Source organism: Streptomyces sp. RLA131 (assembly GCF_056270125.1).
Genome location: NZ_JBWDOQ010000002.1, coordinates 8117994 through 8133033, shown reverse-complemented (window position 1 = coordinate 8133033; position 15040 = coordinate 8117994). Strand labels below are relative to the sequence as shown.

Genomic DNA, 15040 nt, shown 5'->3' with positions numbered 1-15040 from the left:
GAACTCCAGACAGGACCTAAGGGCTTGCAGATGATTAATGTGTTGCTTTGATCTTCAGGTGGGTGGGTTGCTCTGCGCGAGTACACGCGCGTGGAGGGTGGCCAGTTCGGCGGGTGGGGTCGTCGCGGGTGGGATGACGGTTCCGTGCTGGTGGAGCAAGCGCCTGATCTTGTGGAAGGTGCGGTGCACTGCGGCCCGGCTGTTGCCGAACAGCACAGCCAGGGGCTCTGCGGGCAGCCCGAGACGCAGGTGGAGCACGGCGGCCAGGACCTGTTCGGTGAAGGGCAGTTTGGGCGGACGCCCCATTCCGGCACCGGGCTGGGCGTCATGAAGGGCGGCCAGCGCGAGGGTCAGCACATCCAGTTGTTGCCGGAGCATCCCGGTCAGCGCGGGATCGGACAAGAAGTCTGGGTTCCACCCGCTGGTCGGCGCCTGCTCTTCGATGGCTTGGCAGGTGTCGGCGAGCCTGGGGTGCAGGACGTAGTTCCAGTCGCCGTGGAAGGCATGCCGGGTCAGTGGCAAGCCAGCCATGTCCGCGTCGCCGATCCGGACACCGGTCGGATACGTTCCGGTGTCGAGTTCCGCGTGGACGCGCAGGCCGCTGCGGCTGGTGGTCGCGGCGATGGTCTGCACGATGACTTCATGGCTGGTCAGGGGCCTGCCGCGCCAGTTCATGGTGATGTGGGAGAACAGCCGGTGCTCGATCTTGTTCCACTTGGACGTGCCCGGCGGCAGGTGACAGACGGTGATCGTCAGCCCGGTCTCGGCGGCCAGGGCTGCCAGCTCGATCTTCCAGGCTCGTGTCCGGTAGCCGTTGGAACCTCCGGCATCAGCGGTGATCAGCAACCGTGACGCCCGCGGGTAGGTGTCCTGACCCAGGCCGTGCCACCAGCGTCGGATCGAGGCGACCGCGAAGGCGGCGGTGTCGTGGTCACAGCCCACGTTCACCCAGCCGGCATTCGCCGCGAGGTCATAGATTCCATAGGGGACAGCCTTGCCCAGCTCAGGATCGGCGAAGTCGTGCACGCTCACCCGCACCGCCTCGCCGGCAGGCTGCCACTCACGGCCGCTGTTCTTGAACTCGCCGACCAGTTCCTTCTTCTTCGTGTCCACGCTGATCACAGGCTCGCCCACGTCCCGGTGCTCGCGGACCTGCTCGTTGAGGTAGTGGAACTGTGCGTCCCGGTCAGGGTGCTGCTTCCCCTCCAGGGTCTTGACGTTCCCCTGCAGACTGAAGCCCTCCTCCCGCAGCAGGTCACCGACGGTGTCAGCCGACACCCGGTGCCCTTGCCGGGTGAGCTCGTCCGCCAGCCGACGGGTGGACTTCGTCGTCCACCGCAACGGCGACATCGGGTCCCCCCGCTCGTCCGGTTCGACCAGGGCCATCAGCGCAGGCCGCAGCCCAGGGTCCAGATCAGCGAGCTTCTTGCGGCCGCCACCCGACCGGCGCACCCGCCCCAGCGGGGCGCGGCCCGACTCCAAATCGGCCACACCCTTCGAGACGGTCACCTCACTGACCCCCGCCGCCAAGGCCACGGCCCGGACCCCGCCATGACCCAGAGCCTGGGCTTCAGCTCCTATCGCCAGACGGCGCTGCCGCTCGTCCAGATGCGGAAGCAACACCGCGAACTTCCCAGCGAGTTGAGACCGCGTCCCCTCCGATACGCCCATGCCACACCAACGAGCACCGCAACAAGAAGCAACACGTTAATCATCTGCAAGCCCTTAGGCTCGGCATGTGTTCGAAGCGACAACGTCAGTACTGGTGACGGGCGTTCGAGGTGCCCTGGCGCGCTGGAACGCGCTGGGCGTGCTGGTGCGGGACGGGGTGTTCACCGTCGTGCTGGCGCCGTTGGTGTTCGCGCCGGTGACGGCTCATCTCGGCACGGACTTCGGCGACCTCGCGAAGCGTCCGTACGACCTGCCGGGTGTCCTGGTGGCGCTGGGCCTGTGGCTGCCCCTGGTGGTGCGCCGCCGCCGGCCCGGGGTGTGCCTGGCGATGGTGGCGGGAGCCTTCGCCGTCCAGCAACTGGCGGCCTATCCACCGACGTTCGCGAGCATGGGGCTCTATGTCGCCCTGTACAGCGTGGGTGCCCACGGCAAGCGTGCGGACGGCGCGCGCCTCGCGCCGGGGGCGGCCGCCGCGACCGGGTTGTACGTGCTGTTCGCCCTCGGGCTGCACGACAGGGGCTCGCCGCAGCAGCTGCCCGACTTCGTTCTCATCCTCCTCGTCCTGGCCTGCTGCTGGGCCGCGGGCCGGGCCGTCCGGGCGCGGCAGGCCGGGGAGGAGGAGCGGCGCCGTCTCAGCGTGGAGGCGGCGATGGCCCAGGAACGGGCCCGTATCGCGCGGGAGTTGCACGACGTGGTGACCCACCACGTCACCGCGATGGTGGTGCAGGCCGACGCGGCCCAGTTCCTGCTCGCCGACGCACCGGACCGGGTGGCCACCGGACTCGGCGCGATCAGCGACTCCGGCCGGCACGCCCTGACCGACCTTCAGCATCTGCTGGGCGTACTGAAGGCGTCCGGCGGCACGACGTCCGCGGCGGACCGTGCTCCGGCGCCGGACCGGCTGAACGACCTGGTCGAGCAGACCCGGGCGGCGGGACAGCCCGTGGAACTGACGGAGACGGGAGAACGGCCGGCGATGGCCTCGGGCGTGGAACTCGCCGCATACCGTGTGGTGCAGGAAGCTCTGACCAACGCCCTCAAACACGCGCCGGGCCACCGGACGCTTGTCACCGTCAGCTACGCGCACGACGGCATCGAGGTCGGGGTGACCACCGAGGGGACACCCGCCACGCCGGCCGCCGCCGGGATCCGTCCCCTGGGCCGGGGCGGCGGGCACGGACTGATCGGGCTGCGTGAGCGGGTGGGCGTGTTCGGCGGCGAACTGCTGACCGGCGCCCGCCCGGACGGCGGCTTCGCCGTCAGCGCCCGGATCCCCTCCGGGAGCCACGGCACGCCCTCCAGGAGGCACGGATGACAGACTTCCGCAGAACCGCGATGACAGGAACCGGTGGGGTGCGAACGGCAGAGACCAGCACGGTGATGCCGATCCGGGTCCTGGTCTGCGAGGATCAGGAACTCGTCCGCACCGGCTACGTCACCATCTTCACCGCCCAGCCGGACCTGGAGGTCGTGGGAGAAGCCGCCGACGGCCGCGCGGCGGTGGAGGCAGCGGCACGGCTGCGCCCGGACGTGGTGGTGATGGACATCCGGATGCCGCTGCTGGACGGCATCGAGGCGACCCGGCTGCTGGCCGGCCCCGGCGTCGCCGACCCGGTGAAGATCCTGGTGGTCACCACTTTCAACCTCGACGAGTACGTGTACGAGGCGCTGCGCGCCGGCGCGAGCGGGTTCCTGCTCAAGGACTCGCCGCCGCGCGACCTGGTGCACGGCATCCGTACGGTCGCCATGGGGGAATCCCTGCTGGCGCCCGCCGTCACCCGGCAGCTCGTCGGCAGGTTCGCCGACCGGATCCGCCCGGCCGAGGCCCGCAAGCCCGGCGCGACAGGGGCACTGTCCGTCCTGGCCCCCCGCGAGACCGAGGTGCTGATACTGATCGCCGAGGGACTGTCGAACGCCGAGATCGCCGACCGGATGGTCCTCAGCCGCGAGACGGTCAAGACGTACGTGTCGCGCATCCTGACCAAGCTCGACCTGCGTGACCGCGTCCAGGCGGTCGTGTTCGCCCACCGGACGGGCCTGGTCACCGCGCAGGGCTGAACCGTCCCGTCCTCCCCTCCCGTGCGGCCCGTTGTCCCCCGCGCGAGCTACACGCGATCGTCCACCGCAGGGGGACGTTTCAGGGTGCCCTCGGCTCATAGCGTTCCTATCGATGCAGGGGCGGCCGGGCCGCCGGTCAACGATGGAGGAATGTCATGTCGCTCTGGAACGCGCGGGCAACGCGGTGGGTGAAGCACCAGTTCTCGCAGTCACCGTTCGAGCCGACGCGCCGGGTGTGGGCGGCCGGGGTGCGGCTGGGCGTGATGGTGGTGCTGTTCGTCCTGGTGACGGGAGTCGCCGCGGGGATGAGGGCCATCGCGGGCGACAACCCGGTGCTGTCCCTGCTGTTCGGCGCGGCGGCCGCGGTGCTCGCCCTGACGGTCTACGCGGCGGCGGTACGGGTCCTCGAACAGCGCCCCGTGGCCGAACTGGACACCACCGTGGCCAGGCCCGGCCTGCGCATCGGCATCTCCGTCGGCCTCGGACTCTTCGTCGCGACGTTCGCGTTGATCGTCCTGTTCGGCGGATACAGCACCAAGGGCGGGGTGTCCGTCGGCGGCGCGGTGACCATCCTGGGGATGATGGCGGGGACCGCGGTCGTCGAGGAACTCCTGTTCCGCGGCGTCGTCTTCCGCCTCCTTGAGGAACTCACCGGTACACGGGGTGCGTTGGCGATCTCGGGCCTGCTGTTCGGAGGTCTTCACCTGGTCAACTCCGGTGCCACCGTGTGGGGCGCGCTCGCCATCGCCATCGAGGCCGGCCTGATGCTCGGCGCCGCCTACGCGGCCACCCGCACCCTGTGGCTGCCGATCGGCCTGCACTTCGGCTGGAACTTCGCCCTGAGCGGCATCTTCGGCGTCACGGTCTCCGGCAACGAGGACATGCCAGCCGGTCTGCTCCACGGTGTGCTGTCGGGCCCCGAGGCGATCACCGGGGGCGGCTTCGGCCCGGAGGCCGGCATCTTCGCCATCCTCGTCTGCGTCATCCCCGCGGTCGTGTTCCTGCGCACGGCCAAGCGTCAAGGCCGCCTCCACCCCCGCCGGCAGCTCCGGTCCGAGCAGACCCCCGCATTGTCCTGACCACCGGGGCCTCGGACCACGCCCACCGAACCGAGGAGCGCCTACGGAAGTCCGTAGGCGCTTTCGCCTGCGGGGCGGCACGAGTTCCGTGGGCGGACCGCGCCGAGTAGTCGGACGACGAGCGGTTCAGCTGTAACCGCCCTTGTTCCGTGCGTTCCAGAAGGCGCTGCGCGGAGCGCCGAGGTGGTCGAGCACGGCCCGCACGTCCGGCACCACGTCCACGACATCGCGCCCCGGCGCCCGCGTGGACACGCCGTACCCGGCACGCGAAAAGGTCACAAACCGCACTCCCCGCTCGTGAGCGGCGCGTTCCATCGAACGGACCGGCAGCACGCCGCCGGGGATCCCGTCCTCAGGCCCGCGAGAGCTGTCGGTGGCTGCCGGTAGCGTGGGGCGGGTGATGGTGGGTACCGAGGACACGAGGCTGGTCGTCCTGCGTGGGAACAGCGCTTCGGGCAAGTCGACGGTCGCGGCCGGCATCCGTGACCGCTTCGGCCGCGGCCTGGCCCTGGTCGGCCAGGACAACCTGCGCCGGATCGTCCTGCGCGAACGCGACCGGCCAGGCGCGGCGAACATCGGTCTGATCGACACCGTCGCCCGCTACGCCCTGGACGCCGGGTATCACGTCGTCCTGGAGGGCATCCTCTACGCCGACCACTACGGCGCCATGCTCGCCGAGCTACGCACCGACCACCGCGGCCCAACCCACGGCTACTACCTGGATGTTCCGTTCAGGCAGACACTCGCCCGCCATGCCACCAAGCCGATCGCGCACGAGGTCGGCGAGGCCGAGCTGCGCGACTGGTACCGGCGACTCGACCTGCTCCCCGACGGCACCGAGACCGTCATCGGCGCCGACAGCACCCTGACCGAGACGGTCGACCGCATCCTGCTCGACACCGGCCTCGCCGGTCTTCCCGCGCCCGACCCTGCTGACAGCACGGGACCCCGGGCCGCATGAGGCCCAGGTGGCCTCGACAGGGGACGGTTGACCCCACCGGACGGTCCGCTTCGAGGAGTGGAGCGACGGATACGGACCGTTCGCCCGTACGCGAACCTGCAGCCGGACGGCCACGGGCCCGTCGCGGCTCGGCTGGGTTCCGCTGGGCCGGGTTCGGCTGGGCCGGGTTCGGCGGGGCCGGGCGGCCACCCGATGCTTCCGCCCGACGCCCCGGTCCCCCGCTTCCCCCGCACCGGGCCGCACCCTTCTGCATGATGTACCGGAACACCGCGTCGGAGGGGCTCAGCCGACCCGGCCGACATCACCACTGCTTTCCCGAGGAGGACTTCGAGGATGTGGTCCAGCATCATCGCCGTGGCCGGCACGCTGCTCGGCGGCGCGCTTACCGGGCTGCTCCAGATCAGGGGGGAGCGGAACGCCCGGCGTGTCGCCCAGGCCGACCGGAAAGCGGAAGCACTGCGCGCGGCGTTGGGCGAGTTGGCGGCCGCACTGGGCGACCACCGGCGGGCCATGTGGCACCGTGAAGACCTGCGCCTCAGCGGTGCGAGCCAGGAAGCCGTCGAGGCGGCCCGCGCCGCCTCCCACGCCACGCGTTCCGCCGTTACCGGACCGCTGGTCGCGGTCTCCGTCCTGGAGCCGTCCCTCGCTGAACCGGCTCGCCAGGCCGCCTTGGCCGCGTTCGGCCTACGCGACACCACTGACCACACCATGCTGGCCGGCCGCCGCGAGGCCGCCATCACAGCTACCAATGACCTGATCGCCGCTGCGGGCCGCGCTATGGGCTGATCGCCGGCCATACGGAGTGCGGGGGGGGGCGGAAAGACCTGAGGCCGCGAGCACGACGACCGCCACCGGCGGCTCCTGCCGGCCTGGCGATGCCCACGGCGTTGCAACCGACGGGTCCGAACGGGCAGGACGGGGAGCCGGCCGGGGGCGGTTTCCAGCCGGAACGGTCAGGCGGCCTGGGTGAGTTCGGCGCGGCCGAACAGCAGCGCGTATCCGGACGGCAGCTGGGCGAGGACGCGGTCCAGGAGGTGCGGGCCGGCCAGGTGGCCGACGACGGCGAGGACGGCTCCGGTGTCCCAGCGGGCGGTCGCGGGGGTGGCACCCGTACGGGCGGCCAGGTTCTTGACGAAGCCCCAGCCGGTGAGCGGCTGAGGGTCGGGGATCTGGCCGGTGAGATCGAGGGCGGCCTCCACAGGGAGACAGGCGGCGAGGCCGACGCGTTCCTCGCCGGTGAGCTGACGGCCCAGGGCCCCCAGCACGGCACGCGTAACCTCCTCAGCCCGTTCCCGGGTGGGATACGCGCCTTCGTACCGGATTCTTTCCAGCATCTGGTGAAACGTCATGCCGGGCCGGGCAGAGGCCGGTTCACGCAGCTCAAGCATCGGAAAAGTGGTCGCCTTTCTGGTCCAAAGGGCGTTGTCGCCGGTGGGAAGGGCCGGCCGGTGAGGGCCGGCCGGCCCCGCTGACTGTGTGAGGGGGTCACGCTTTTTCGGGCTCAGGTGTGCTGGGGACGACCGAAGAGGAGGTCGTAGCCCGGGGGGAGCTGGAGCAGGATGCCGCGGGTGAGTTCCTCGCCCGCGGCATCGGCGGCAACGCTCAGTACGGCGCTGACGTCCCAGGCCGCGGTCTGTTCGGTGGCTCCTTCGATCCACGCCGCGGTCGCCCGCAGGAACCGCTCCGGCGGGAGCGGCTCGGTGGCCTGCAGCGGGTTGAGCAGAATCACGGCGAAGGTCTCGGGGAGCCGGGCGGCCAGCTCGGCCCGGACCTCACCCACCAGATGCGCGCCCAGCAGCGCCAGAACCGTACGCGCGGCCCGCTCGGCTTCGTGGGGCGTGGCGTACTGGCCGCGTTCCCGCACGTGGTCGAGGAATGCTTCCCATCGCATGGCCACCACTGCCCCTTCTGCATCGAGGTACGCAGGACGTGGGGCGGAGGACGGGACCAGGAGGAGTTCTGCCCGTCCTCCGCCGTCGGCGGTCGGGTAGCTGGTTTCTCAGCCGCTGATCTGCTTGTGACCGGACTCCCCGCCGATGGCGATCTTGCGGGGCTTGGCGCGCTCGGCGATCGGGATGCGCAGGGTCAGCACCCCTGCGTCGTAGTCGGCCGTGATGCGCTCGGTGTCCAGGGTGTCGGCCAGCACCAGCTGACGGGAGAAGACGCCCAGGGGTCGCTCGGACAGCTCCATCTGCACGTCGTCGGCCTTCGCGACCGGGCGGCGCTCGGCCTTGACGGTGAGCATGTTCCGCTCGACATCGACGTCGATCGCGTCCTTCGCGACGCCGGGCAGGTCGAGGGCGATCACGTACTCCTCGCCCTCACGGTAGGCGTCCATCGGCATCGCCGAGGGCCTGGACCAGGTGCCGGTCACACCCGTCAGCTGCTGAGCGAGCCGGTCGAGTTCGCGGAACGGGTCAGTGCGCATCAACATCGCGAAAACACCTCCACAGGTCTGGCAGGAACTGCCAATGCGCTTCGTCTGACACCGTTGTAACATGTCATCCAAACGATGACAAGTGAAGTGTCGTCCAAAGGGTGACAGTCTTGAGAGGATCTCCATGAACGCCTCCCCCGGGCCCCGTGACCCCGCCTCGTTCTTCGCCGCCGCGGCGGCGCTGAACACGATCGACGAAGCCGTCCGCACCGCCCGGACCCCGCAGGCCCCGCAGGCCCCGCAGGCCCCGCAGGACGAAACACACCCGCAGGACGGACAGGCCAGTGCGGACCAGGCCCTGGCCGCACTCCTGCTGTTGCGTGAGCTGCGCGACCAACTCGCGGGATGGGAACCCGGACTGATCGAGGCGGCCCGGGCAGCGGGCTCCAGCTGGGCGGACCTCGCCCACCCCCTGGGCGTCGCCAGCCGCCAGGCCGCCGAGCGCCGCTACCTGCGCGTACGCCCCGGAACACCCGGCACCACCGGCGAACAGCGCGTACAAGCCACCCGCAACCGCCGCGCCGCCGACCGCACCATCAGCGCCTGGGCCCGGACCAACGCCGCCGACCTGCGCCAGCTCGCCGGCCAGATCACCGCCCTCACCGACCTCCCCGCCCAGGCCCGCACACCTGTGGCCCGGCTCGCCGACGCTCTGGCCGACGACGACGCGGCCAACCTGATCGGCCCACTCGCCGACACCCACGCCCACCTCAAGGCCAACCGCCCCGACCTCGCCGCCCGCGTCGACACCATCACCCACAACACCGACCGGCTCCGCCAGGCCGACAACGACCCCCGCTGAACCCTGAACCACCACCTGCCCCCACCTGCCCCCTGGAGCAGGTGACACGGCGAGGACGGAGGCGTACGTCCCGGCACGTCACCGACGGGCCGGGGAGCACGCCGGAGCGTTCCGCCTGATCGGCGACCTCGATGCCCCGACACGCGGAACCGACTGCCACGGAGCCGGGTTCCTCAGTCGTGGGAGAAGGAGAGACAGACCGCAGCCGGCTCGAAGGTCACCTGGTTCTGGGTGTAGCAATCCGCTTGCCGGGTGGCGACCTCGGCTCCGCAGTGTCCGCAGACCAGGTTCAGGCCGTCGCCGCCCGCAGGGCCCTGGCAGCAACCGATCGATCGCATGAGGTCGGGATGCCGTTCGGTGCCGATCACGTCGTCGGGGTGCACAGTGATGCCCGGAACGTCGTTGCTGAACTCCCCCAGCCGGAAGTTCGGGGCATAGGTGCCGCGGGGCAGGCGGGCCGGACGTGTCCGGACGCCCGGGATCTCCGACATCGGGACCGGCGGCGGTACTTTCACCTCGGTGACCGGTTCGGTGAGGGGGCGTCGGCATTGGTCACACACAAGCGCGGCATTGTGCTGATTCTGCCGATCGAGCACTGCCCTGAACAGCGAAATTCATCGTGCTGGTCACGCACTCGGCGGGCCGGTGGAGTCGACGTGGCCGGTGAGGAGGATCAGCGCAGCCTGCGGCTCCGCGCCGGACGCGGCCGCGACGAGCGAACCGCTCGCGGGGCCGGAGCGCGAGCACCGGTCCGAGGTGGTCGATGACGCGCTCCGCGGCCCACTTGCGCACCCCCGAACAGCGGGCCGGGCCGGCGCGACGTCAGGTTCGTGCGCCAGTGGGCCGCGGCGAGCAGTGCCCGGTCCCGCATCCGGGGACCGGGGTGTCGTCTGCTTCACGCCTGCCGCGTGGGCAGCACGATCGCCTGGCGCAGGTTCACATGGCGGGCGCGGCTCGGTCGTGTAGGCGATCAGGTCCGCGATGTCGTCCGCCGACAGGCCGATCAGCGCGTCGAACATGCCGTCCAGCTGGCTGGACAGCTCCACGTTGTCGATGTGCTCGCCCAACTCCGTGCTGGTCAGGCCCGGCTCGATGTTGGTGACGCGGATGTCGCGCGGGCCCAGCTCTGTGCGCAGGGACTGCGACAGGTACGTGAGGGCGGCCTTGGTGGCGCCGTACACCGCGTAGTCGGGGAACGCGATGTGCGCGCCGATCGAGGAGATGTTCACCAGGTCCGCGGTCCGCCCGGCCTGTGCCACCGCGATCAGGTCCGGGGTGAAGGCGCGGACGACCCGCAGGGCGCCCGCCACGTTCGTGTCGAGCATGCGCTGCCACTCGTCGGCGCGACCCCCGGTGATCGGGTTCGGGAGCATGACGCCCGCCGCGTTGACCACCAGGTCGACCTGGCCGTACGCGGCGTGCACCCGCTCCGCCGCCGCGTCCACGGAAGCCTGGTCGGTGATGTCGGCGACGGCGGCGAGGGCCTGCCCGCCGTCCGCCTCGATCTTGGCGGCCAGTTCCGTCAGCCGCTCGGCCCGGCGTGCGAGCAGCGCCACTCGCACGCCGTGCGCGGCGAGCAACCGGGCCGTGGCCTCGCCCATGCCGCTGGCGGCTCCGGTGACGACGGCGGTGCGGCCGGTGAGGGTGTCGTACGACATGGGGAACTCCTGGGTCGGTCGTTGCCGTGACCGGGCGTCTCCCGGCCACGGCAACACCCTGCGCCCCGCCGCGGCCCTTACCCAGGGCTGCCGTTTTCCTGGGTACGGCAGTACCAGGATCGGATCGGTGCCGGCACCTAGGATCGGCGCATGGACAGATCCATGGACGCGGAACTCGGCGACTTCCTGCGCTCCCGGCGCGCCCGCATCCAGCCGGAGGAGGTCGGGCTGCCGGGTCACGGCAGGCGGCGTGTGCCGGGCCTGCGTCGCGAGGAGGTCGCCCAGCTCGCGGGCGTCAGTGTCGACTACTACATCCGTCTCGAACAGGGCCGCGGCCCCTCCGTCTCGGATGCCGTGCTCGACGCCGTCGGGCGCGTCCTGCGCCTCGACGACACCGAGCAGGAGTATCTGCGTTCGGTGGCCAGGCCCGCCGCCACCCGCCGCAAGTCCGCCTCCGGGCCCGCGCGCCAGAAGGTCCGCCCCGGACTGCGCCTCCTTCTGGACACCATGGACAGGGCTCCCGCGTTCGTCCTCGGGCGCCGTATGGACATCCTGGCGTGGAACGCGCTGGGCGACGCCGTCGTCGGGTTCTCGCGGATGCCGCCCGAGGAACGCAACATGCCGCGTCAGGTGTTCCTCAACCCTCAGGCGCGCGAACTGTACCCGGACTGGCCCGCGGTGGCCGCGGAGACGGTCGCGTATCTGCGCCTGGACGCGGGACAGCACCCGCACGACAAGGAACTGGCCACGCTGGTGGGCGAACTGTCACTGGGCAGCGAGGACTTCCGGCGCCTGTGGGCGGATCACCAGGTCAAGGAGAAGACGTACGGGACGAAGCGCATGACGCACCCTGTGGCGGGCGAACTCAGCATGCCGTACGAAACGTTGACAGTGTCCGGGGAGCCGGATCAGGTGCTGGTGGTCTACACGCCGGAGCCGGGTTCCCGGACGGAGGAACGCGTGAGGCTGCTGGCCAGCTGGGCGGCGACCCCGGAACCGGCCGGTGGGGCGCACAGCCACACCCCGTGACGCGGAGGGTCGACCTCAGCGACCCTCACTGTGATCACCGGTCCGGGCCTCATCCACCAGCTCGTCGTACCTCGTTGAGCCGGATCCCGACAGCAGGTCCGGCACCGACGAGATGACCGCTCCTCCCGTTGTCGGCGGTCAGATGTCCTGGCGGGCACCACGTGCGGCGCCCGCCGACGCGGCCACCACGCACAGCACCGCGATCCACTGCGACCAGTGCAGCGACTCCTGGAGCACGATGAGGCCGATGAGGGCCGCCATCGCTGGTTCGAGGCTCATCAGGATGCCGAACACGCGCGGTGGGATCTTGCGTAGTGCTTCCAGATCCAGCGAGTACGGGATCACCGACGACAACAGTGCCACGCCGAGCCCCGCGACCAGGACCCACGGCTGAATCAGCGCCGTTCCGCTGTCGGCCACGCCGAATGGCACAGCCACCAGTGCCGCGACGGCCATTCCCGGAGCCAGACCATTGCCTTCCGTGGTGTGGCGGCCCAGCGCCGCGCCGACCAGGATGTACAGACCCCAGCACGTTCCTGCGGCGAGGGCGAACAGAGAACCGACAAGGTCCAGGTCGCCGCGTCCCTCCATCAGCACGACCACACCGCCTGCCGCGAGCACGGCCCAGAAAGCGTCCAGCCATCGCCTCGACCCGGCCAGGGCCACCGCCAGCGGCCCGAGGAACTCGATGGTTACCGCGATACCCAGCGGCATCCGGGCCAGCGCCAGGTAGAAGCACAGATTCATCGAGCCGAGAATCACGCCGTAGCCGAGCACCACTGTCCACGTGCGACGACTCATGCGCAGTGACGGCCGCCACAACAGCATCAGCACCGCCGCCGCGAAGAACAGTCGCAACGCGACTGTCCCGAAGCTGCCCACTGCGCTGAACAAGTGCTTGGCCAATGCCGAGCCCACCTGAACGCTGACAATGCCGAGCAGTACCAGTGCCGGTGGCGGGATCGCGCCGAAGGTACGTCCGGCCGGCGCGGTCAGGGACGATCGGGGAGACGGGCCGCGTTCAGTCCTGTCGACGTTCGAGGTGGCCACGCGTGGATTATCGACGGTCGGGCGCGGCGCGTCTCGTGATTTTCTGCACCGCCCGGAGCAGAACTCCGCCTTGGCCGCCTCCCACACACCTCACGGCCAGGGGAGGGCTCGCGGCAAGGCCCGGGGCGTGCCGCAGAATCACGAGGGTTTGTGGTGATCGACGTGCCGTGTTCCCCACCCCACCCCAGCCCACCGGTGCTCCCATGTCACAGACGGAGGGGCTGTCTCGTCTCAGGTCTCGAAGACGAACTTCGGGAGCAGGAAGGTGACGGCCATGCGGGTGTTCGTGGCGGGCGGTACGGGGGTCCTGGGGCGGCGGCTGGTGCCGCAACTGGTGGCGCGGGGGCACCAGGTGACGGCGACGACGACGAGCGCGGCCAAGCTGGGTCCGGTGGAGCAGCTGGGTGCCGAGGCAGTGGTGATGGACGGACTGGACGCGGTGTCGGTCGGGGAGGCGGTGGCGGCCGCCCGGCCGGACGTGATCGTGCACCAGATGACCGGGATTTCCCTTGCGCACGCCGGCAAGCCGGATCTGAAGCACTTCGACCGGTGGTCCGTCCCCACCGTCCGGCTGCGCACGGAGGGGACGGATCACTTGTTGGCCGCGGCCGAGGCGACCGGAGTACCGCACTTCGTCGCTCAGGGTTACGCCAACTGGAACGGGATCCGCGAGGGCGGCTGGGTGAAGTCCGAGGAGGACCCGCTGGACCTGCACGAGGGGACGGCCGCACATGCGGCGATGGCGGCGCTCCGCCACGTCGAGGACGCGGTCGGCAGGGCCGGCGGGGCGGTGATGCGGTACGGCGCGTTCTACGGGCCGGGCGCCACCGACGATCAGCTCGTGCTCGTACGCAAGCGGCAGTTCCCGCTGGTCGGGGACGGCACCGGCTACGCCTCGTGGGTGCATCTCGACGACGCGGCCGCCGCGACCGTCCTGGCCGTGGAGCAGAAGGCGAAGGGGGTGTTCAACATCGTCGACGACGAACCGGCCCCGGAGAGCGAGTGGCTGCCGTATCTGGCGGCCTGCGCGGGGGCCAAGCCGCCGATGCGGGTCCCCAAGTGGCTGGCCCGACTGCTGGCCGGGGAGGTGGTGGTGACGATGATGACCGAGGGGCGCGGCTTCTCCAACGCCAAGGCCAGGCGGGAGCTGGGCTGGCAGCCGCGCTATCCGTCGTGGCGGCAGGGCTTCAAGGAGGGGCTGGCGTGACCCGGACCGAGGAGTTCGAAGAGCTGCGGCCGCTGCTGTTCTCGATCGCCTACCGCGTCCTCGGCAGTGTGAGCGAGGCCGAGGACGCGGTCCAGGAGACCTGGCTGCGCTACGAGCTCTCACCGACCCGGCCCGCGTCGCCCAAGGCGTTCCTCTCGGCCGTGGTCACCCGGGTCTCGATCGACGTGCTGCGCTCGGCCCGCCTGCGGCGGGAGGAGTACGTCGGGCCGTGGTTCCCCGAGCCGCTGCTCACCGACCCCTACGAGGACCCGGAGCGATCGGCGGAGCTGGCCGACTCGCTGTCGATGGCGTCCCTGTTGCTGCTGGAGCGGCTCTCCCCGCTGGAGCGTGCGGTCTTCGTGCTGCGGGAGGTGTTCGCCTTCGGCTTTCCGGAGATCGCCTCGGCGGTGGGCAGGTCGGAGGCGGCGTGCCGCCAGCTCGCTGTGCGGGCGCGCCGCCACATGGACGCGGGCCGGCCCCGGTTCGAGGCCGGCCGGAGGGAGCGCGAGGAGCTCGCCGGCCGGTTCTTCGACGCCTTGCGGGAGGGCAATGTCGACGGGCTGCGGGAACTGCTCGCCGCCGACGTGTCGTTGGTCGCGGACGGCGGCGGCAAGGCCCCGCAGTGGGCCGGGGGCTTCTTCGGCGCCGACACTGTGTCCCGGTTGCTCTCCACCCTCCTCCCGTCGTTCGTCCGGATCGGCGGCGTCGTGGAGCCGCACCCGATGAACGGCCAGCCGGGCGCGATCTTCCGCGACCGGGACGACAAGGTCCTCAACACCTGGACCCTCGACATCCTCGACGGGCGGATCCAGACGATCCGCACGGTCAGCAACCCCGACAAACTCGGGCACGTGGGCCCCGTGGCGGACGCATGGGCGGTCCTGCGTGAAACGCAGCAGGTCCGTCAGGACGCGGACTGACCCGAAGAGCGCGCTGCGCGAACCCGCCGTAGCGACAGGGATCTCAGCATCGCGGACAGGCAGGCGCCTGCGACACGGCCCACAGACCACCCGGGGAAGCAGCGGCGGACGGCAACGGCCTGCCGTGCCCCCACCGGAGACCAGGCAGCGACAGGTGCGGCGCACCAG

General features: G+C 70.8%; 16 protein-coding genes and 1 pseudogene. 9 read left to right on the top strand and 8 right to left on the bottom strand.

The genetic code is table 11. The features are described from left to right. Positions 1-54 precede the first annotated feature (54 nt). Complete coding sequence (locus RWE79_RS37775) at positions 55-1671, bottom strand: ISAzo13 family transposase (protein WP_475945076.1); 1617 nt, start codon at positions 1669-1671, stop codon at positions 55-57. Between the two features lie 67 nt (positions 1672-1738). Between RWE79_RS37775 and RWE79_RS37770 the strand changes: the two genes are divergently transcribed. The 3 genes from RWE79_RS37770 to RWE79_RS37760 all read left to right on the top strand — a co-directional run bounded on the left by RWE79_RS37770 (position 1739) and on the right by RWE79_RS37760 (position 4808). Then, on the top strand, positions 1739-2986 hold the full coding sequence (locus tag RWE79_RS37770; protein WP_475945074.1) for a sensor histidine kinase: 1248 nt from the start codon (positions 1739-1741) through the stop codon (positions 2984-2986). Between the two features lie 65 nt (positions 2987-3051). Next, on the top strand, positions 3052-3729 hold the full coding sequence (locus RWE79_RS37765; RefSeq protein WP_475946366.1) for a response regulator: 678 nt from the start codon (positions 3052-3054) through the stop codon (positions 3727-3729). 155 nt (positions 3730-3884) lie between these two features. After that, on the top strand, positions 3885-4808 hold the full coding sequence (locus RWE79_RS37760) for a lysostaphin resistance A-like protein (RefSeq protein WP_475945072.1): 924 nt from the start codon (positions 3885-3887) through the stop codon (positions 4806-4808). A gap of 126 nt (positions 4809-4934) precedes the next feature. Here the strand turns inward: RWE79_RS37760 and RWE79_RS37755 are convergent, their stop codons facing one another. Next, complete coding sequence (locus RWE79_RS37755; protein WP_475945070.1) at positions 4935-5087, bottom strand: hypothetical protein; 153 nt, start codon at positions 5085-5087, stop codon at positions 4935-4937. A 121-nt stretch (positions 5088-5208) separates the two neighbouring features. Here RWE79_RS37755 and RWE79_RS37750 point away from each other — a divergent pair, with 121 nt between their 5' ends. Together RWE79_RS37750 and RWE79_RS37745 are read left to right on the top strand one after the other, a co-directional pair. After that, on the top strand, positions 5209-5769 hold the full coding sequence (locus RWE79_RS37750) for an AAA family ATPase (protein WP_475945068.1): 561 nt from the start codon (positions 5209-5211) through the stop codon (positions 5767-5769). A gap of 333 nt (positions 5770-6102) precedes the next feature. Then, positions 6103-6555 (top strand): protein kilB, encoded by a 453-nt coding sequence (locus RWE79_RS37745; protein ID WP_475945066.1) that lies wholly within the window; start codon positions 6103-6105, stop codon positions 6553-6555. Positions 6556-6722: 167 nt separating this feature from the next. Here the strand turns inward: RWE79_RS37745 and RWE79_RS37740 are convergent, their stop codons facing one another. The 3 genes from RWE79_RS37740 to RWE79_RS37730 form a co-directional block, all read right to left on the bottom strand. Next, positions 6723-7157 (bottom strand): DUF2267 domain-containing protein, encoded by a 435-nt coding sequence (locus RWE79_RS37740; RefSeq protein WP_475945064.1) that lies wholly within the window; start codon positions 7155-7157, stop codon positions 6723-6725. A 113-nt stretch (positions 7158-7270) separates the two neighbouring features. After that, positions 7271-7666 (bottom strand): DUF2267 domain-containing protein, encoded by a 396-nt coding sequence (locus RWE79_RS37735; RefSeq protein WP_475945062.1) that lies wholly within the window; start codon positions 7664-7666, stop codon positions 7271-7273. Between the two features lie 102 nt (positions 7667-7768). Next, positions 7769-8203, bottom strand: a complete 435-nt coding sequence (locus RWE79_RS37730; protein ID WP_475945060.1) for an Hsp20/alpha crystallin family protein — start codon at positions 8201-8203, stop codon at positions 7769-7771. Between the two features lie 127 nt (positions 8204-8330). Between RWE79_RS37730 and RWE79_RS37725 the strand changes: the two genes are divergently transcribed. After that, a complete protein-coding gene (locus tag RWE79_RS37725) occupies positions 8331-9008 on the top strand; it encodes a type III effector protein (RefSeq protein ID WP_475945058.1) in 678 nt (225 codons plus the stop codon). Between the two features lie 173 nt (positions 9009-9181). Here the strand turns inward: RWE79_RS37725 and RWE79_RS37720 are convergent, their stop codons facing one another. Then, complete coding sequence (locus tag RWE79_RS37720; protein WP_475945056.1) at positions 9182-9604, bottom strand: hypothetical protein; 423 nt, start codon at positions 9602-9604, stop codon at positions 9182-9184. A 299-nt stretch (positions 9605-9903) separates the two neighbouring features. Continuing rightward, positions 9904-10666, bottom strand: a pseudogene (locus RWE79_RS37715) (SDR family oxidoreductase). Positions 10667-10828: 162 nt separating this feature from the next. On the opposite strand from RWE79_RS37715, the gene RWE79_RS37710 reads away from it, so the two are divergent. After that, complete coding sequence (locus tag RWE79_RS37710) at positions 10829-11695, top strand: helix-turn-helix transcriptional regulator (protein WP_475946364.1); 867 nt, start codon at positions 10829-10831, stop codon at positions 11693-11695. Between the two features lie 138 nt (positions 11696-11833). Here the strand turns inward: RWE79_RS37710 and RWE79_RS37705 are convergent, their stop codons facing one another. Beyond that, positions 11834-12745 (bottom strand): EamA family transporter, encoded by a 912-nt coding sequence (locus RWE79_RS37705; protein WP_475945054.1) that lies wholly within the window; start codon positions 12743-12745, stop codon positions 11834-11836. Positions 12746-13019: 274 nt separating this feature from the next. On the opposite strand from RWE79_RS37705, the gene RWE79_RS37700 reads away from it, so the two are divergent. Both RWE79_RS37700 and RWE79_RS37695 read left to right on the top strand, forming a co-directional pair. Further along, positions 13020-13952: an NAD-dependent epimerase/dehydratase family protein gene (locus RWE79_RS37700; RefSeq protein ID WP_475945052.1), complete on the top strand. Its 933-nt coding sequence runs from the start codon at positions 13020-13022 to the stop codon at positions 13950-13952. Beyond that, on the top strand, positions 13949-14872 hold the full coding sequence (locus RWE79_RS37695) for an RNA polymerase sigma-70 factor (protein ID WP_475945050.1): 924 nt from the start codon (positions 13949-13951) through the stop codon (positions 14870-14872). Before RWE79_RS37700 ends, RWE79_RS37695 begins: the two co-directional genes overlap by 4 nt. Positions 14873-15040 lie beyond the last annotated feature (168 nt).

Coding starts and splice junctions, on each gene's coding strand:
- RWE79_RS37745 (WP_475945066.1), top strand. CDS start 6,103: ATGTGGTCCAGCATCATCGCCGTGGCCGGCACGCTGCTCGGCGGCGCG.
- RWE79_RS37775 (WP_475945076.1), bottom strand. CDS start 1,671: ATGGGCGTATCGGAGGGGACGCGGTCTCAACTCGCTGGGAAGTTCGCG.
- RWE79_RS37765 (WP_475946366.1), top strand. CDS start 3,052: ATGCCGATCCGGGTCCTGGTCTGCGAGGATCAGGAACTCGTCCGCACC.
- RWE79_RS37710 (WP_475946364.1), top strand. CDS start 10,829: ATGGACGCGGAACTCGGCGACTTCCTGCGCTCCCGGCGCGCCCGCATC.
- RWE79_RS37760 (WP_475945072.1), top strand. CDS start 3,885: ATGTCGCTCTGGAACGCGCGGGCAACGCGGTGGGTGAAGCACCAGTTC.
- RWE79_RS37725 (WP_475945058.1), top strand. CDS start 8,331: ATGAACGCCTCCCCCGGGCCCCGTGACCCCGCCTCGTTCTTCGCCGCC.
- RWE79_RS37740 (WP_475945064.1), bottom strand. CDS start 7,157: ATGCTTGAGCTGCGTGAACCGGCCTCTGCCCGGCCCGGCATGACGTTT.
- RWE79_RS37700 (WP_475945052.1), top strand. CDS start 13,020: ATGCGGGTGTTCGTGGCGGGCGGTACGGGGGTCCTGGGGCGGCGGCTG.
- RWE79_RS37730 (WP_475945060.1), bottom strand. CDS start 8,203: ATGTTGATGCGCACTGACCCGTTCCGCGAACTCGACCGGCTCGCTCAG.
- RWE79_RS37750 (WP_475945068.1), top strand. CDS start 5,209: ATGGTGGGTACCGAGGACACGAGGCTGGTCGTCCTGCGTGGGAACAGC.